This is a genomic window from Bradyrhizobium monzae (assembly GCF_021458635.1).
Classification (GTDB): Bacteria; Pseudomonadota; Alphaproteobacteria; order Rhizobiales; family Xanthobacteraceae; genus Bradyrhizobium.
This window is the reverse complement of sequence record NZ_JAIRDQ010000019.1, coordinates 1-18,032: the sequence shown is the minus strand read 5'-3', so window position 1 is coordinate 18,032 and position 18,032 is coordinate 1. Positions and strand designations below refer to the sequence as shown.

Sequence of the window (18,032 nt, the reverse complement as noted above, 5' to 3'; positions counted from 1 at the left end):
GACTTGTCACCGCGCATGATCTTTATCGTACCATCGATGTCTAGTCGATGACGCCGATGTCGAGAACCCTTCGAAGCGTCGTGGCCATTCCAAGAGCTTGCTAGCACATATGCGTGCTTTGCTCTCGTCAAGCAGGCGAACACTACATTCCGCGAGTGGCACGCCGGTTGCTGGGATGAGGAGCAAGGAGCCTCCGCGGCATTGATCGCGGCGCCTCTCGTCGCCGGAGTTCCCGATGAGACTTGCCCGATTGATTCTGGTCAATCCACCCTGATGCTGCCCGTCACCTTCGAGCCGACCAAGAGATTGCTGCAAGCTCGAAGACAGCGTTGAGCCTTGTCGCCGGCTGACAATTTTACAACAAGATCACGCGGCCGCATCACCGCGGTCAAACTGATCAAGGCCACGCACTTTCGTGAGACAACGAGAGGCGTAAATACGGAGATAGACCTATGAAACTCGCTTCCGGATACAAGGCCCTTTGGGAGGCCACCCAGACGAATTACCCTGGTCAAACAGGGGTGGTCGGACTGCTTAGTCATGCATTGGCGTTTGAGGAAATGAGCAGTGTCGTGAATGCTGACCATTCTGGCCGCTTTGTAAAGCCAACAGCACGAGGATGGAGATCATCTATTGACCCATGGGGCTTTAAGCGCTCCACAACAGTCGGTGCCTTGGCACACACATACAAAGGGTTAATAAACTACAAGACCCCTTATGATCTGGCTATGTACACCAGGCTCATTTGGGAACTTCAGCCGAGAACAATTCTGGAGCTCGGTTCCTTTCAAGGTGGCAGCGGACTGTGGTTTGCTGATCAGATGTCAATCGTTTGTGAAAATCCAGGTGAAGTTCACTCCTTTGATTTGCACACGAAACGTATCCATGAAAGTGCGAAACATCCACTTCTTACCTTTCATCAGGTTGACCTTTCGGACGCTAAGACCTTGGACAAAAACCTGCTGATGAGGCTACCTCATCCATGGCTTGTAATTGACGACGCGCACGTACAAGTATTTCCGATATTTACTTATCTCAGCCAGTTTCTACTGTCAGGAGATTATTATGTAATTGAAGATGTTATGATAATGCTAAATAAGGAGTTGCTAGATGGCTTTCAGTCGGTCGAGCATGCAGGATTTTTAGTCGATACTTATTACACCGACGCGTTTGGGACCAATGTTACCGCCGCTACAAATGCATGGTTTCGAAAATCATGAGCTTGGGCTGGTGGGGTGCCGCCTTGGAACATCGTCGCCTTGATTGTGCCGTCGATCGATGTGGCGAGGCTCGGCTCCGGACTTCACCAGCGACCAGACTGGAGACGTCGCGGAGTACCCATCAAACGCGGCGCCGACTCCAGTCCCAAGATTACCAATGGTGGCCGGTGCCGTACACCCCAGGCCATGCGCGCTATGATCACCTCGGTTGCGTTGGATCGGAGCGATCGCAAACAAGCGCTGCACGATTGTGTGCTGCGGCGGCCCGAACTGGGCAGTGTTCGGCAAGACGACCGAGGATGGCCAGCGCGGTCAGACGGGGTTTGGCCGCGAGCCAGCGCTCGATGTCGGCGAGGTGCGGATCGAGCATCGATTTTTGTATGGCTTGTGCATGCGCCGATGGATGATGCGCGGCTCCCTCAGATGTACATCATTGCCGAGCCCCTTCGCGAACGCTGCCGCGTTCGGTCGCCGGAGTGCTGCCGCGAGCTTTCCCGCGGAGGCGCCGACGCGCGGGCCAAGCTCCGTCTGGGCGTCTCTCATCTTGTAGCAGAGCTACAGGACCGAGCGTGCGATAAGCTCTCGAAGCCGCCGTTTGATAGCCTTGCTCGACCTCGGACGCGTTAGAGCGCGTTGATAGAACGTGGCTGGAACATGATAGCGCAATCACCTTCGCGCTCTCGCGTCGCTTGTCCTTCAGTTTGAAGGACGGCTGGAAGAGGTTGGTGTGCAGTCGCGAATGCGGCATACAAGCGTTCCAGCACGCGGGCCGTCTCGACGCCATGAAAGCGAACGTCTCCACAAGCGACCGGACGACCGCGCCATTCTTCCGCTCGACGAACGCCTGATCATTCTTCTTGTAGGCGCGCGAGTGTTTCACCTCGATCTTTTGCGTGCCACACCAGCGAAAGACGACATCGTTCATAAACGCGCTGTCGTTTCGGAGTGGGCGCCGCGAATGAGCAAGAGGAACAGGTTCTGTGCGCGTTCCATGACTCGCACGACAAACCCGCTCTCGCACGTCACCAGCGGCATGCATTCGGTCCAACTGTAGCGACGTCGATCATCGTCAAAGTCTGAATGGACGAGCCAGCCGCGGATGTGCCGCCATGGGCCACCATGTCGGCCTCGCAGAACCCCGGCGGCGGATCGTGCCAGTCGTTTGAACGTCCGGATCGGCACTTCAAGCCGCGCCGTCGAGTAGAAGACAATCCGCCAGCGCTTATCGCCGGCCGCGGCAATTTTCTATCGACCAGCAGGCGATCAATCGAGGTTGCGCTGACGCCGGGTACCAGCGATCGGCCTGGTCGGGCTTGAGCCGACCATGCCGCTTCAGCGAAGGCAGCAACGTCGGAAATCGTTCCCCTGAGCCGCTTGCCGCAGATCCGATCGGAGGGGTCCACCAGCGTATCCCCGATCGGGGCGCCATAGATCGAGCCTTCGCTGCCGCCAGCGAAATTGCGACATCCATAGCAAGCGCCCGAACCGCGTGCTTGCGATGTCAGCCGGTGGCTCCGCAAAGCTCGTCGAGAATGCACCCTTATCTGCCCCTCTGCACCCAATTCCGTCAGTTGCCGATGCAGGCCATAGCCACAGGGGCCAGCTTCGTAGCAAGACTGAACTTCGCCGCTTGCCTCTGGTCAGCTTCTCAGCAAGCTTGGCGATCTGATTGGATTGGGGATGATCTCCAACTGGCGGACTTCACCACCACGCGTCCCTTCAGCGAACGCAACCGGAATCGTCGCCTTATGCACATCCAGTCCCTCGACAATCTTATCGTCCATCAGGCCCGTTCCCCATGCTTGAGGCTCGGCACCAGCTCATCCGGCGCAACCCTCGATGGGAGCTTGCCGAGGGGCGGGCCGCCCGTCACCTTAAAGCGCGAACATAGGACTGCGTTGTGAGCCCAATTGGCTTGGTGAAGATTGGGACGGGGCGTGAAACCCCAGAATGTAGCTCATCGTCCCGCCGTTGGGTGTCGGGATTGATGCAATCGCCCGCGAGGTGCTGTCGTTCTGAAAGGAACGACTACAACACGATCCGACCGCCAGTGATCTCGACAATCTTGCGCCGGCTGCTTACGCCGTGCTCGATAGGGCTTAACGGCGTTTCGTTCGACGGCTCATCGCGCGAGCCGCCATCGAAGTTTTCGATGAACACATTTTTCTTGCCTGCATATCGCTGGAATGACCGCGATGCTCAGTCGGGTTCGCGACATCGGCATCAACCACCGCATAGATACACAAAGTCGGACGCTTAATTTGATACTGGTCGCCTTCTCGAGCCAACCGAACTCGACGCCGTAAGGGTAAGGTAAGAGGACGAAGCTGTGTTTCGTCGGACATGAGTTGATCAAAAACCACACGGCCTGCTGGTTGACACCTGTCTGACGCTGGCGGGCTTGCATACCGAAGGCCGCGGTGCACGTTGTCGAGCCTCGTACCAGCCGACCGACAGCAATTACGCTTGGCGCCGACAAAGCCTTATGCAGAAGACTCCGTCAGCGAGCTGCGCTAGACCAACGTGACGCCCCATGTTGACAACAACACCAGCGGTCGCAGCTTTGCGGTTGAGGGGCGAACGCCCGGCGCGGCCGTTAGGCCGTCAGCCAGCGCATCCGCAAGCGCATCAAGTAGGCATTCGGCTGGATCACGACGGTCACGCCTGCAATGCGGCACCCAACATTGAAAAATCCAGGCAGCACGCCGATCACCCGCGATCTTATAGGGCCAATGAAGATCACCTCTTCAGTCTGCTCGATCCGCTCTATCTGATCAAGACTTCACGAGCATATCAGCGCGGTGTGCATCGCTTTGACTGGAGAGTTGATAGCAATCGAAACGCACCGATTAAGGGGTCGCGCGAATGCCGCGGAAGTTTTTATCAACGATCTTCTCAGAGGACCGACAACATCTACGAAATTCGTGCGTCTACGCGATGAAAGTTTGGCTGTGAAGAGCAAACCTGTTTGCGAGCAGCCGGAAACGTAGGACGAGAAGCCCCGCGTAGACACTTGCCCCGCTTGCCAAGCCAATCCAGATACCAATCGCGCCAAGACCTATCTTCAAACTAAGCATGTAGCTAACAGGCAAACCGATCAGCCAATAAGCGATTCCGGCAAACAGAAGGGGGACTCGCGTGTCCTTCAGTCCGCGCAGGCCGCCCGCCGCAATGATCTGCATGGCATCAATGATAAAGAAGCTTGCGCCGACCGAAAGGAGCGTTGCGGCCAGTCCGATTGTAGCGGAGGCATCGCTAGTCGATTCGCCCAGAAACAACTTGGCTATTTCAAAACGCGTAACGATCACCGCAAGCGCCAGCATCGCGGCGATCAAAACACCGAGGAGCATTGCGACCAAACCTGCGCGCTTGATGCCGGGACCGTCATTGCGGCCGACCGCATGGCCAATACGCACGGCCGCCGTCATGCTGATGCCGAAAGAGATCATGAACGGCATCGCGAGGACCTGATAGGCGATCTGATGGGCGGCGAGTGCGCTGGTGCTGATCAGGCCGGCCAGGAGCGATGCGCCGGAATATAATCCGGACTCAATCAAGGAGGCAATTGAGATCGGAATCCCGATCGCGATCAGCTGCCGCATTAAAGGCCAATCGAAACGCCAGAGACGTGCAAACAAGTGGTAGTCACGGAAGGGGCGGCGCATTGTGGCGAACCACAAACCGGCCAAAAACGTCGCGCAGTTCACCAGGGTGGTCGCAAGACCCGCCCCAAACAGGTCGAGGCGAGGCAGGCCGAGCTTGCCATACATCAGCAGATATACCAGCAAAGCGTTTGCGGGGACGGCCGCGAGCGTGATCCACAAGACCGGCTCCGGCCGGGTGACCGCGCCCATGAAACTGCGGATGACCTGAAACCATAGCGCCGGTGCCGCGCCCCAGGCCAGTCCGAGCAGATATTGCTGCGCGAGTCGCACCGCTTCGGGGTCTTGGCCAAGGGCGAGCAGTATTTGCTCTCCGCACAGTCCAAACGCAACGATCGGGACCGATAGCACCAGCGACGCCCACAGCCCCATGCGCAGCGAGCGCCGCGCCATGCCCAGATTATCGGCCCCAAACGCCTGCGCCGCAAACGCTGCGATCGCGCCCAGCAGGCCTATGCCGAAGGCGACGCCAACAAAATAGACTCTGCCGGCAAGCGCCGCCGCGGCAACCGCCTTGAAGCCGGCGCGACCGATGATGGCAAGGTCGATCGTCATTATCGCGATCTGCCCAAGTTGCGTCAGCGCCATAGGCAACGCGAGTTTCGCGGTTTCGCTGAGCTCGACGGCCAAGTGACGGCCAACGGCCTGTTTCGTCACTAATTGCCGCGAAGCTAATGCCGGATCTGTTTCTGCTGTCTTGTCCATGGAATCATGCTGCCCGGTTTGCCTCGGCGGAGGAACGATATTTGCTGCACCGAGAGAGGATCCTCTTCCTGCACTGCATTTGTGATAGCCCCACGGATGCGGGTTCATGCGCAGCCTTGCGCAGCGCGATGAGGCGAGCCATTGGCTTGGATCTGCCGTTGAAGCGGGGTCAGCGTCTGCTTGCCCTCTGACGAACAGCTCCGTTCCTAGACCGCCCTTCCATCTTCGCGAGTGTTAGGCGCAAGGAAGATGCAGGAGGTCGTCGGCGCGGAAAGCGATCGACTACCGGCATCTCGTATCGGTGCCCGCGCGAAGCCGCGATCCTGACGTGGTCGATCACTATTCGTGCCCTAGCGCGCACCGGGACGGATAGCGACCCTGGGGGAGTTGAATTCGCACGCGACGCAGGCGTGAACTGAGAGGCGCTAATCTTATCAGCCATAACTGAAATTCCTTGAGTACGGGATGCTGGGTGACAATTCCTTTTCAAGGCTCGTGCCAATTGCGAGTTCAAGGCTTGTGTCAAATGCGAGAGCTTTATTTGTAAAGGCTATCTTCTTCAAATTTATTGTGGGCCCTGACAGCATGTCGCAACTCCGACAGTCAGTATCAGAGACGCTTCATTTTGTGCCGCAGTGATTGGCTAGTGGCAGGCTGTTCAAGAACTCTGCCGGCTCGCAAGACGAAGCCGGAATCGGCTCCATTGGATCTTCCCCTGATAGAGCGGCACGGCGAGCTCGCGCTTCAGATATTATCACGTTCTCCGATCCTCCTTGCGATCACTTCCCGCCCCCACTTCCCCTGATACGAGGTCGTTTACCCGGCTGCTGGCCCGCAATACAGGCGGTCTCCTGGGTTACGCATGAATCCTGCGCATTCACTATGGCTATGAAGGAGTAAGTATTGGCTGTTGCCAAGGTAGTCCGTCGAATCGGCCGGAAATCGGAAAAAATTTGACGATTCGCCGGGTGGATGCCCGCTTTTTCTCGTGCAGTAATCTCACTCCAGGAATGAACCTTCAAAGGAGAACTTTATGGATAAGACTTGCGGAGAGGTCATGACATTGATCGGCGGCGCGGCGATGACGGCCATAGCGGCTGGTTTCGATAGGGGGACCGCTGCGCCCCGCCTTGGCGGAGCAAGCAAGACATTATACTGGATGGCAACCGTCACTCCTTGCGACAAGATCTGGCAGTTCGATCCTGCAGTGATGCGCGCCATTATGGAATGGCACAACACGGCCGACGCCGAGACCATTGTGGTCTTGGGCATCACCAGCGAAGTTCCCTCCTTCTCGCTGGCCAAGCGCAAGCTGGTGGCCGAGACCGCGCTGAAGAACAAGAACGGCCTGAACATCATCATCAGCCCAGCGATGCCACATACCGCCCAGACAATCGATTTAACCTGGCATGCCGAGGATGTCCGTGGAGTTCTCGTGATTCCTCCCTTCCATTTCAACGTCTGTCCAGCTGAAAGCTTGGCAGTTTACTATTCTATGCTGCTCGATGCGGTCCAGCGCTCGATCAGCCTCTGCCACATCCCCAAAACCAGCGAGGCTCCCATCAACATCCAGTCACTTAAGAACCTGCAGTACGATCCGCGTCTCGCCGACGTTAAGAATTCGAGTGGGGACCGCGGTTACACCGAATTCATGAAGGCGTTTCCGAAGCGAAATATGCGCTCCGGTACAATCGACAATCTCGAAATGGTGATCGAGAACGGCGTGGGGACATTCTCGACGGGGGCAATGCCTTCTTCAGCAAGCAGTGCGCCGAGATCTCCACAGTATATCGTGAAAACGGCGATTGAAGAGGTCGCCATGGACAAGTTGCGCGACGTACAGAAATCAAACGATGACGACGCGGGTGGCACGAGTTACGATGCAACTCAGGAGTACGTCGTCAGCCTCGAGATGGGGGGATCGCAGATCAATCTCGCGCGCCGTACATCAAACTCACCAATGGGCAGAAATCATTCTCGCGTGCGTCGAATCCCGAGCGGTTCAACGCGATCGCGCAGTGAAGCGCGCTCGATTAGTCACTGGAGTAAACTCGCGAGGCCAAAGAAAGGCGATTCGATGGCCCGCATCGGGGCCCGCCATGTCGTAGGCATCCTCTTTGCCTCTCTGATGCTGAAATCCTCCCTGGCCGCGGCGCAGGTCCTGTCGCCATCGGGACAGACGGTCACCCTTCACCGCGCAGCTCATGCCGACGTTGTTGCCTATGTCCAAAAATTCAACGCATACCCAGCGACCTGGACGGCTTTGGGCAATCCGAGCGAGGCTCTGGCCGCGATCCACATGGATGTTGGAGCACCGCTCAAGGGATTGACCGTCGCTGTACAAGGGGACACTGGGACTACCGCTAAGGTACTGTCCCGCGCGAACGCAGACTCAAGTGCCTATCCGAATCCATACCAAGCGATCAGCGGATTCCTAAAGATGCCTCCCGGGCGGAATATGGGCTCGACCAGCGGCGTAGCGGTTGACAGCAAGGGACATATTTGGGTCGCTGAACGATGCGGCGCCAACAACTGCCAAGACAGCCCGCTCGATCCGATCATGGAATTCGACGAGAGCGGCCGGTTCGTGAAGGCATTTGGAGCCGGCATGTTCGTGTTCCCGCACGGCTTATATATCGACCGCCACGACAACATCTGGGTCACCGACCCTCGCGCAGCCGGCGGGAAAGGAGCGCAGGTTCTCCAATTCGATTCCAGTGGTAAGGTGCTGCAGCGTCTCGGCCGTGCGGGAGTCAGTGCTGAGGGAGCGGATACCCTCCTCGAGCCGAACGCGGTAATCGTCGCATCGGATGGCTCCATCTTCGTAGCGGACGGTCATACCCCCAACAAGCCGTCCCGCTTGGTCAAGTTCGATGCCAAAGGCCGCTTCCTCAAGCAATGGGGCGGCGCCGGCGGCTGTCCCGGCCAGTTCAACGTGCCCCATGCGCTGGCGATGGATTCAAAGGGACGTCTTTTCGTCGGCGACCGCGGGAACAATCGAATCCAGATCTACGATGAGGAAGGCATCCTGCTCGACAGTTGGACCCAGTTCGGCCGTCCCAGCGGTCTGTACATCGACGACCACGATACGCTGTATGTCGCGGATTCGGAGTCGCGAACTCCGGAAGGTTACGGCCACCATCCAGGCTGGCGGCGCGGCATCCGCATTGGCAGCGCGGTCGACGGTAGAGTTACTACATTCATAACCGATTCCACGCCCGATCCGGACAAGAATGACGGCAGCGGCGCGGAAGGCATCTGGGCGGATAGCGATGGGGTGATTTATGCCGCGGAGGTACTCCAGAAAGCCGTCACTCGTTATGAGAAGAAATAATCATCAAGAAATATTATTGAGCGCTCGGCTAAATGGGTCGGCCCTACCATCGCGCACCAGCGACGTCAAACCGATTGCTCCTTGTCGGAAGTCGACCGGCGTGCTGATCGCGTGAACCCCGCCCCACCCGGGATCAGGCCTGCTGAACGGACCAGGTTACCGCAGCAGGCCGCTTAGGCTCCATACCGCCACCGACGCATACCACGGAGATCGCCGATCGGAATTTTCTCCATCTCCCCGCCACGGCATCAAAGCGCACGAGTTTGACCGGTCGGCCGGAAAGCGGCGCGACCATCACCGAGGTCGTTGCTTTGCGTCGACACGGAAACAATTGCGATGGATCGAGCCCATGAGAGCACACCCTTATGATCGACACGTTCACCCCCGGCGCTATCGTTTCCTTCACGACCCGATCCTTCTTCTCTTGCGCTCCGGCGCCGTGGTGACAACCTCAAAAACTCGTTGTCAGACATATGTTCGCTCACATGAACTCCTAGGGACAAATCACCAGCATATCCTCTGGCAATCGAGATCAACCGCTAGCGGGGCGACCCACACGCTTACGATTTTTCCCTTCGGTGCGCGCATTTTATGACACGCTCGCCCAGCCAGAAAGGTTACCGCGTATGAACACAAAAATCTTGAGCACAACCCGCCGGACTTTTCTCAAGAGAACAGCAGCCAGTGCCGCCATATCCGCGCTGCCGGCTTGCGCGCAGGAACCAGCACCAGTGCCGCTCGAACAGTACCAGCCGCAGTTCTTCACCGCGGATGAGTGGGCCTTCATCCTTGCCGCCACAGCCCGGCTGATTCCGTCGAAAGGCGATGGTCCGGGAGCTATCGAGGCGCGCGTTCCCGTCTTCATCGACTTGCAGCTGGCCGACGACTTCGGCAAAGGCGCGGACTGGTATATGCAGGGTCCGCATGACCCGAACGCGCCGCCGCAACTCGGCTATCAATCGCCGCTTCGCCCCGCCGAGGCTTACCGGGCCGGCATTGCGAAACTCAACGACTGGTGCCGCGCCAAACATGGCGGGCCGTTCGTCGAGCTTAGCCCCGAGGAGCAGAACGATATCCTGACTGCCCTCGAGAAGCATGAGATCGCGCTCGCCTCCACGCCGGCCGCCAACTTCTTCGACCTTCTGCTGCAGAGCAACAAGGAAGGCTACTTCGCCGATCCAATGTATGGCGGCAATTACAAAATGGCTGCCTGGGTCCATATTGACTTTCCTGGCGCGCGGGCGAGCTTCCGCGAATGGGTCGGAGTGGACAAGCCCTATCCGCTCGGCCCAGTCAGCATTACAGGTGAGAGGGCATAACCATGGCGACGACCGCGAAGAAGAAGGACGTTGTCATCGTCGGCCTGGGATGGACTGGCGCGATCGTCGGGATGGAGCTCTGTGAGGAAGGGCTTGAAGTTCTCGCTCTGGAACGCGGCGACGATCGCGATACGATCCCCGACTTCCGGTACCCCAATATTGCCGACGAACTGAAATACGGAGTCCGCTATGCCGCCATGCAGAAGCCGCGCAACTCGACGCTCACAATACGCCGCACGATCGAGGAAACCGCGCTCCCGTATCGTTCGCTGGGCTCTTTCCTGCCGGGCGACGGCGTCGGCGGTGCCGGCGTGTGCTGGAGCGGCAACTCGTTCAGGCCGATGGCGGAGGAACTACGCCTGCGCTCGTATGTGGTGGAGAATTTCGGCCAAGGCATCATTCCCGAAGGCATGACCATACAGGACTGGGGCGTCACCTATTCGGAGCTGGAGCCGTACTTCGATCGTTTCGAAAAAGTCGCCGGCATTGCCGGCAAGGCCGGCAACATCAACGGGAAAATCGTCGAGGATGGCAATCCGTTCGAGGCGCCGCGCTCCGGCGAATATCCTATGCCTCCTCTGCCGCAGACCGTGGATGCGCTGATGTTCGCCAAAGCGGCGCGGAGCATCGGACATCACCCCTATCCTCTGCCCTCTGCGAATGCTTCTCAGACCTATACTAATCCATACGGTATGCAGCGTGGACCCTGCAATTTCTGTGGCTTCTGCGATCGCTTCGGATGCTTCAACTATTCCAAGTCGTCGCCACAGACCTGCATTCTGGATGCGCTCAAGCGGAAGCCGAATTTCGAGTACCGTGCAAATTCCGAAGTCCTTCGGGTGGAGCTTTCCCCTGACCGCAAAACCGCGACCGGAGTGACCTATCTGACGGCCGAAGGTGAGGAGATTATTCAGCCTGCCGACCTGGTGATTCTGGCGGCATACCAGCTCCACAACGTGCATCTGATGCTGCTATCGAGCATAGGGAAGTCCTATGACCCGGTCAGCGGCGAAGGCGTTACCGGCAAGAACTATGCCTATCAGATGACCGGCGGTACGTCGCTATTCTTCAAGGGCATCGACTTCAATCCGTTCGTTGGTGCTGGATCGAACGGTACCGTCATCGACGACTTCGCCATCAACCGCATCGATTTCGGCGCTCAGGGATTCATCGGCGGGAGCTATATCTGCGCTGGCACGACCAACGGCCAGCCGATCCGCTCCATGCGCCTGCCCAAAGGAACGCACTCTTGGGGAGGCCAGTGGAAACAGGCGATCAAAGAGTGGTATGGCCATTCTATGTCGATTGGCTCACACGGATCGAACATGTCCTACAGTGATTCCTATATGGACCTCGATCCTACCTATACGGACCGATACGGACGGCCGCTGCTGCGTATGACGTTCAACTGGAAGCCCAACGACATCCGCATGACACAGTTCATGAAGAACCAGATCGAGCCGATCGCCAAGAGTATGAACCCGGACATCATGGATTCGGACTACAAATCCGACGGCGCGATGTACGACGTCCGGCCGTATCAGACAACACACAATGTCGGAGGGGCCATCATGGGGACGGATCCGAACACGTCCGCGCTCAACAGGTATCTGCAGAGCTGGGACGTGCACAACGTGTTCGTAATGGGGGCTAACGCATTCCCGCAGAACATCCAGTATAACCCGACTGGAACGGTTGGTGCCCTTGCCTACTGGTCGGTAGCCGCGATCCGGAAACACTACCTTCCCCGCCCGCGACCACTGATCTGAGGGGCCCGGTGCGATGAAGACGCTTCTCGTAGCGGTTCTGGCTCTTGTCGTCCTCGGCCTTATTGCCATTGCGCCGATTGTCCTTGTGCCTGTCGCGAAAACGTCCGCGCAGCAGCTGGTGGCCAGCGACTTCACGCAAGATGGCGGCAAGAGTGAATATTTGGTGCGTCTAGCCGACTGTGCGCCTTGCCACACCGCCGAAGGTAGAAAACCATTTGCCGGCGGGCTCGCTATCCCCAGTCCGTTTGGCACGATCTGGTCGACGAATATCACGCCGGACCGAGAGACCGGGATCGGCAGCTATACGCTCGACGACTTTCGCGCGGTACTCTACGACGGCTTACGGAAGGATGGCGCCCATCTCTATCCCGCCATGCCTTATGAGAATTACCGGAAAATTTCCGAAAACGACGTACGCGCGCTCTACCACTATTTCATGAACAAAGTAGAGCCTGTCTCAAGCCCAGTTAGGCAAACACAACTATCGTTCCCTTTTAACCAGCGCTGGGGTATCCGCGCCTGGAACTGGTTCGCCCTGAATGAGGCTAGATTCAAGCCTCGATACAATGATCTGGTGCTCGATCGCGGCGCCTATATCGTCGAGACACTTGGGCATTGTGGCGCTTGCCACAGCCCGCGCAAGTTTTTTCTTGCGCAGGACGGTACCGACGCGACGGCGCAGGGTTTTTTGACAGGCGGTGAAATCGACGGCTGGCCGGTGCCCAGCCTGCGTGGCCCAGCATCGGCCGCAACCAAGTGGAGCGCCGAGGAGCTGAGGGCTTTTCTGGCAACGGGACGCAACAACCACTCGGGCGTTACGGGAGAGATGACGCCCGTAGTGCAGGATTCCCTGCAATACCTAACCGGCAAGGATCTCGACGCGATCGTAGCCTATCTCCGCCATATCAGCTACGCGGCCGAGCAGCCACCAGCCCGCATTGACGACAGGTCCAAGCGGACTATCGCGTTGTTGAACTCCGCCGATCCTTCGATGGATCTGGGTCCGAGGCTCTATCTCGATAATTGCAATGGATGTCACTTCACCAACGGCAAGGGTGCCAGAGGCGTCTTTCCTGAACTTGACGGCAACCCTATCGTGGTGGCCCGGCAGAGCGGAGGCCTGATCGACGTAATCCTCAAAGGCGCCCGCATGCCTTCGACGGAAAGCCGTCCGATGCGGCTGGCCATGCCGGCGTTTGGCCAACGCCTCTCGGATAAGGAGATAGCCGATCTCGCCACCTTCCTGCGCCAGAGCTGGTCGAACAATGCAGGCCCGGTCGATAAGACAGCAGTAGCGGTGCGGCGCCAGAAATTGGCGTCCCACTAGGACCATCTTATCCTCGCTAAGCCCTTTATGCCCTGGGGTCGGAAAGCTTCTCCCAAAAACGGGTAGAGCCCATCACCTCGGAGGGATGAAACGAAGCCGAGCCGGTTCACGGCAGAACATATCTACGGGAGCAGGAAGCCGAGGCAAGGACGGCCGACTTGTGCCCCAAACACGGGATCGGCAGCACAAGATCCTACAAATGGCAGACCTAATACGACGGCACATCGAAGTGTCTGATGCCAAGCGGCCGAAGGATGAGAATGCGAGCCGCACGAGTTTCTTCTGGTTGACCAGATAGCCCTCTCGCTTGAGCAGGACAACGCAGTTGTCGGCAGCCGATAGTTGCCGACCGCTTTTGCTGACTACCATCCGTTCAACTTCTTTATCGTGACTGCGTGAACCGATAACGTCCATGCCAAACGCTTGGCCAGACCGATTTCCAACCAACTTTCAAGGCCATTTTCATTCTGAAAAGCGAAAACTCCCCGTCTTGATGCATGGCATCAACGCTGTAGCCTGCGTCCATCACCGCCTACTCAGCGTCAAACCTTGCCGCTTAAGGTCGAGGCGCTATCTCGGTAGATGTTGCGATCGAACTTCGTCCCTATGATTATGTGAGATACTGCTCGCATAATTCCGCTAATCTGGTTCAGCCGAGTGAGCTCGGCGCTCAATTGCTCCAGCGTTCCAGCGACGATGTGGATGATGAGGTCCCAACTACCCGCTATTACATACACGGTCTGCACAGCGGGAATGGCCTTCAATTGACCTCCTACTTCCGCATCGCACTTATGATCGACAGCAGCCAAGGTAAAGCAATGAATTGCGTCTTGCTTTAGACATTTGCCAAGGCGTAGCGCGTATCCGTCGATGACGCCGTTCGCCTCTAACCTTTTAATGCGTTCTTGAAGCGTGGTGCGTGAAACGCCCAGTTGGCGCGCCAGCGACGCGATCGGCTCGCGCGCATTTTGTTGCAACAACGCGAGCAATTGCCGATCCTTGTTGGTAATCTTCATGGCCGCAGCCTCGGGCTTAAGCACGCCTCTGCACGTCTCATCTGGCCGATTTCCTCGAGCAGGTTCCGAAAGGCCCACAAATTCGAGAAAAAGGACATGAGAGACTTCTGATGGATCGAGGCTTTGGTCCGTGAATGATACGGCTGGCGATTGCGTAAGAATGCCCCCATTGCACAGTCAACTCCCAAGGTCGGGCGGCTGGCTTTCCATCAGGCAAGCTCCTCAGCCGCAATCGGCCTGCTACGATCTTCATTCGTCGACAAGCTTTCCTCGATCGCGGGGAGCGATGTGAAGAGACTCGGAATTAGCAGCCTAACCAAAATGCTGCGTCCCCCGAACGAGCGCGACCCCGACCCCGCAGGAGACATTTGGCAAAATCGGCATCGCTGTGATGCGTTCGCCATCTCATGTGCTTCAGCCGATCAGTCCGGCACAAACGGCGAAGCTGTAGACGCTTTTCATGCACAGCCAACCCATAGGGTGTCAAGTCGAACTCGGCGGTATTAGCAACGTCGCCCGAGGTCTCCGGTCGCATAACTTCTAACATGAATAATTGAGCGGGATATGTAAAACGAACGCACTCCTGCGGGTTCCTCCAGAATTGGTGTCATCTCCTCAAATCCTCCGCTAGCGGCTTCGGTCAGTCTCGAAACTGAAACTTTCAAGCTCTCGAGGTCCGGACCCCGAAAGCTCGCAACCTCAAAACTCATCACTGTGCCAAACGCCTAGCCTGCTCAGCAGATGTGAACATTTCATGGACGACTTGCCTGCGCGAACTGATTGAGCGGCCGCGTGAGACCGAGGTTCTCCCTTAGTGTTCTTCCGGAGTAACCGGATCTGAATTTGCCCCGTCGGCGCAATTCGGGAACGACGAGCTCAACAAAGTCCTTAAGTCCGCCAGGAACAGTCGCTGGCATTACGTTGAACCCGTCAGCCGCTCGTTGATCAAATGCATTGACCATCCTGTTGGCAATCTCGTCCGGTGTTCCAACAACCATCAGATGGCCACGGCAGTCCGATACCAAGCGGATCAGTTGTCTCCAGGTCAATTTCTGGTGCGTGGCCAGATCGAGGAGCACCTTTTGCCGACTCCGGACGAAATTCGTCTGCGGTAGAGATTCAGGGACCAATGAGTCGAGATTCACTGAACGTAAGTCGGCAACAAAACCCAACCAACGATCGGCCGTCTCCATTTGAACGTCGATGTGCGTGTACGATTGTAGTATTTGAAGCTTCTCAGACGCTTCTTGTTTGGTCCTCCCAACGATCGGCACAATGCCCGGCATGACTAGCACCTGATCATCCCTCCGCCCAAGTGCGCGCGCTTTCTCCTTGAGAGTTACGTAATATTGCTTACCGTCCTCTAAGAAAGGCGCAGCGCTGAATATTACTTCGCCAAACTCTGCAGCGAACCTTTGTCCGGCATCGGATGCGCCAGCCTGCACCAACACGGGATAGCCCTGCGGAGGCCTTGCGATGTTCAATGGGCCCCTGACTGATAGGTAGTCCCCTCGGTGATTAAGAAAATGCAGCTTCGTCGTATCAACATAAATACCGCTTTCCTTGTCGCGCACGAATGCGTCGTCTTCCCATGAGTCCCAAAGACCCTTTACGACCTTCACGAACTCTTTCGCTCGAGTATAGCGCGTGTCGTGATCCGGAAGCTCCTCTTCGCCGAAATTTGTGGCTTCGAACTTAAATCCTGAGGTGACAATGTTCCAGGCCGCACGTCCTTGCGATAGGAGGTCAAGTGAGGCGAACATGCGTGCGAGATGGTAAGGCTGGTAGTAGGTCGTCGACGCTGTCGCGACAAAACCGATGTCTTGTGTTCTCGACGAAAGCGCCGAGAACAGCGTGATTGGTTCGAAACTATCATTTCGACCTGCGCGAGCTATGCTTGCCCGATCTTGCTCTACTACGCTTGGGCTATCAGGGAGAAACAAGAAGTGAAATGCCGCACGTTCGGCAAGTGCTGCCAGATTGGCATAATGGTGGATATCAACTCCGCCATTCGCTGGCACGCTCGGATCGCGCCATGCACCTTCATGATACCCCGCCTGAGCGAGGAACAGCCCGAGCTTCATCTCCTCATTACGCCGCATGCTGTATCTCCTTTTTAACTAAACTATCTTAGCGCACCATGATTATCTTCCGCTCCGTTAGCCGATGAAGTGGCATGCTTCTGTTATCTAGATCAATTGCCAGTGTTGGTAGTTGACGCACATCGTGGCGTTCCGCTACACGATGGTGCGCGGCTAGCGTCCTGAACCAGAAGTTCGCAACATCGCGTCTTGTTTTTCCGGAGCACTGTAACGACAGAAGCGCTCGATAGAGGCAAGGATGTCATTGGTGGATGGTCCATTGGAGCGGTTTGGGATGGGCGTTGCGTCGTTCGATGAACGAGGCGATATCTGCCATGAGGGCGGCTAAGCTGCGATAGACGCCACGTCTGATCTTCTTATCGGTGAGGAGCGCGAAGAAGCGCTCCACCTGGTTGGACCATGACGAACTGATCGGGGTCAGGTGCACGTGCCAGCGTGGCCGTTTTACCAACCTTCTCTGGATCAACGGCGTCTGGTCCGTGGCGTAATTGTCTATGACCAGGTGCACGTCGAACTCGGCCAGCACGCTTGCTTCGATCTCGTCGAGGAACTTGCGAAATTCGGCGGCGCCGCCGTAGCACTTACCAATGACGCGTCCGGTCGCAATATCGAGGGCGGCGAACAGAGATGTGGCGCCATATCTTTTGTAGTCATGCCTCCGGCAGCATCGGCTGGCTACGGTCTAGCGCTTGGATTTGCGACTTCTCGTCCACGCAGAGAACGATGGCGTGCTCCGGCGGCGAGACGTAAAGTCCCACGACATCCGCACCTTAGCCACGAAGTTTGGATCACTCGAGAGTTTGAACGTCACTTGTGACTCGGGACAGTAGGCCTTGATAGTCTCTCGCATCTCCAATGCCTGATGACACTAGGTTCGTCGCTTGCATCTTTGAAATGGTCGGCACATTCCTCGGTTGTGAAAGCTTGTAGGACTTCGCCGATTGCGGTGCAGCCCGCGTTGACGGTTTCGTGCCGCAGCCTTTCTGAGGAGATGTAGAAGCTTGGCTAGACCGGAAGAACAGCTTGGCTCAGGCGGATTGGAGGAACTAACGGATTTCCTTGCCCACGAGGCGGCCGACAATTGTCCATAGCGATATCGCCGGCCCGTAGGGTTGTTAGGGTGGTAAATCCAGCGGGCGTGCATGGAGGGGGTCTAACTTACTTCGGGGGTCTCCGTCGTGTCCGGGGAGCAGGACTGAGCGGACCGAAAAATGCTAGATCGCGGCGAAGAAGTCAGCAAACGAGGGACCAGTTTCGCTGAAGGCCTGAGTCACCTGATGTGCCATTGCCACTGCTTGACCATCGGGTCGCGATCGCCGAGAGCCGGTTGCTCGCCTGTGAGAATGGACATGTCCGCTTCCGTTAGAAGGGCTATCGTGACCACGACAAGCCGAAAGTGATGGCGCTCGAAGCCGATGAGTTTATTCGTCGCCTTCTGCTCCACTTCCACCTAAGGGCTTCCGCGGAATTCACCATTTCGGACTCCTGACACCGGCCGGGCCGCCGGGCTCGCGCGCATTCGCACCGCTCTCCAAACGCCGGCATCACCTCCGACGGTCGAACCGGCTGACCAGTATT

11 protein-coding genes and 2 pseudogenes are annotated in these 18,032 nt (G+C 57.3%); 6 read left to right on the top strand and 7 right to left on the bottom strand.

Going from position 1 to position 18,032, the window contains the following annotated elements:
• Nucleotides 1–452 precede the first annotated feature (452 nt).
• Nucleotides 453–1,220, top strand: a complete 768-nt coding sequence (locus tag K3F49_RS37870; RefSeq protein ID WP_234685951.1) for a CmcI family methyltransferase — start codon at nucleotides 453–455, stop codon at nucleotides 1,218–1,220.
• A gap of 1,640 nt (nucleotides 1,221–2,860) precedes the next feature.
• Here K3F49_RS37870 and K3F49_RS37865 read toward each other — a convergent pair.
• Entirely contained in the window at nucleotides 2,861–3,004 is a 144-nt protein-coding gene (locus tag K3F49_RS37865) for a hypothetical protein (RefSeq protein ID WP_234685950.1), read from the bottom strand.
• A gap of 244 nt (nucleotides 3,005–3,248) precedes the next feature.
• Nucleotides 3,249–3,380 (bottom strand): hypothetical protein, encoded by a 132-nt coding sequence (locus K3F49_RS39340; protein ID WP_276575465.1) that lies wholly within the window; start codon nucleotides 3,378–3,380, stop codon nucleotides 3,249–3,251.
• Between the two features lie 152 nt (nucleotides 3,381–3,532).
• On the opposite strand from K3F49_RS39340, the pseudogene K3F49_RS37860 reads away from it, so the two are divergent.
• A pseudogene (locus tag K3F49_RS37860) lies at nucleotides 3,533–3,853 on the top strand (IS5/IS1182 family transposase); the annotation flags it as partial.
• 297 nt (nucleotides 3,854–4,150) lie between these two features.
• Here the strand turns inward: K3F49_RS37860 and K3F49_RS37855 are convergent.
• Nucleotides 4,151–5,587: an MATE family efflux transporter gene (locus tag K3F49_RS37855; RefSeq protein ID WP_234685949.1), complete on the bottom strand. Its 1,437-nt coding sequence runs from the start codon at nucleotides 5,585–5,587 to the stop codon at nucleotides 4,151–4,153.
• A gap of 1,057 nt (nucleotides 5,588–6,644) precedes the next feature.
• On the opposite strand from K3F49_RS37855, the gene K3F49_RS37850 reads away from it, so the two are divergent.
• The 4 genes from K3F49_RS37850 to K3F49_RS37835 all read left to right on the top strand — a co-directional run bounded on the left by K3F49_RS37850 (nucleotide 6,645) and on the right by K3F49_RS37835 (nucleotide 13,336).
• Complete coding sequence (locus K3F49_RS37850; RefSeq protein ID WP_234685948.1) at nucleotides 6,645–8,921, top strand: dihydrodipicolinate synthase family protein; 2,277 nt, start codon at nucleotides 6,645–6,647, stop codon at nucleotides 8,919–8,921.
• 626 nt (nucleotides 8,922–9,547) lie between these two features.
• A complete protein-coding gene (locus K3F49_RS37845; RefSeq protein ID WP_234685947.1) occupies nucleotides 9,548–10,240 on the top strand; it encodes a gluconate 2-dehydrogenase subunit 3 family protein in 693 nt (230 codons plus the stop codon).
• Between the two features lie 2 nt (nucleotides 10,241–10,242).
• Nucleotides 10,243–12,009 carry a GMC family oxidoreductase gene (locus K3F49_RS37840; RefSeq protein ID WP_234685946.1) on the top strand — a complete coding sequence of 589 codons (1,767 nt, stop codon included), beginning with the start codon at nucleotides 10,243–10,245 and terminating at the stop codon, nucleotides 12,007–12,009.
• A 13-nt stretch (nucleotides 12,010–12,022) separates the two neighbouring features.
• Nucleotides 12,023–13,336, top strand: coding sequence for a cytochrome c (locus K3F49_RS37835; RefSeq protein WP_234685945.1), 1,314 nt, complete (start codon nucleotides 12,023–12,025; stop codon nucleotides 13,334–13,336).
• 542 nt (nucleotides 13,337–13,878) lie between these two features.
• On the opposite strand, the gene K3F49_RS37830 is transcribed toward K3F49_RS37835, so the two are convergent.
• From K3F49_RS37830 to K3F49_RS37815, 4 genes and pseudogenes are all read right to left on the bottom strand, one after another.
• Nucleotides 13,879–14,352 (bottom strand): Lrp/AsnC family transcriptional regulator, encoded by a 474-nt coding sequence (locus K3F49_RS37830; RefSeq protein WP_234685944.1) that lies wholly within the window; start codon nucleotides 14,350–14,352, stop codon nucleotides 13,879–13,881.
• A gap of 752 nt (nucleotides 14,353–15,104) precedes the next feature.
• A complete protein-coding gene (locus tag K3F49_RS37825; RefSeq protein WP_234685943.1) occupies nucleotides 15,105–16,454 on the bottom strand; it encodes an LLM class flavin-dependent oxidoreductase in 1,350 nt (449 codons plus the stop codon).
• Between the two features lie 153 nt (nucleotides 16,455–16,607).
• Nucleotides 16,608–17,277 (bottom strand): annotated as a pseudogene (locus K3F49_RS37820) (IS630 family transposase); the annotation flags it as partial.
• Between the two features lie 447 nt (nucleotides 17,278–17,724).
• The gene (locus tag K3F49_RS37815) at nucleotides 17,725–17,904 is read right to left on the bottom strand and encodes a hypothetical protein (RefSeq protein ID WP_234685942.1); all 180 of its coding nucleotides are present in this window, start codon (nucleotides 17,902–17,904) and stop codon (nucleotides 17,725–17,727) included.
• Between the last annotated feature and the right edge of the window lie 128 nt (nucleotides 17,905–18,032).

What these genes read in the sequence shown, in the direction of transcription:
- K3F49_RS37870 (WP_234685951.1), top strand. Translation starts at nt 453, where the DNA reads ATGAAACTCGCTTCCGGATACAAGGCCCTTTGGGAGGCCACCCAGACG.
- K3F49_RS37865 (WP_234685950.1), bottom strand. Translation starts at nt 3,004, where the DNA reads ATGGACGATAAGATTGTCGAGGGACTGGATGTGCATAAGGCGACGATT.
- K3F49_RS37855 (WP_234685949.1), bottom strand. Translation starts at nt 5,587, where the DNA reads ATGGACAAGACAGCAGAAACAGATCCGGCATTAGCTTCGCGGCAATTA.
- K3F49_RS37850 (WP_234685948.1), top strand. Translation starts at nt 6,645, where the DNA reads ATGACATTGATCGGCGGCGCGGCGATGACGGCCATAGCGGCTGGTTTC.
- K3F49_RS37845 (WP_234685947.1), top strand. Translation starts at nt 9,548, where the DNA reads ATGAACACAAAAATCTTGAGCACAACCCGCCGGACTTTTCTCAAGAGA.
- K3F49_RS37840 (WP_234685946.1), top strand. Translation starts at nt 10,243, where the DNA reads ATGGCGACGACCGCGAAGAAGAAGGACGTTGTCATCGTCGGCCTGGGA.
- K3F49_RS37835 (WP_234685945.1), top strand. Translation starts at nt 12,023, where the DNA reads ATGAAGACGCTTCTCGTAGCGGTTCTGGCTCTTGTCGTCCTCGGCCTT.
- K3F49_RS37830 (WP_234685944.1), bottom strand. Translation starts at nt 14,352, where the DNA reads ATGAAGATTACCAACAAGGATCGGCAATTGCTCGCGTTGTTGCAACAA.
- K3F49_RS37825 (WP_234685943.1), bottom strand. Translation starts at nt 16,454, where the DNA reads ATGCGGCGTAATGAGGAGATGAAGCTCGGGCTGTTCCTCGCTCAGGCG.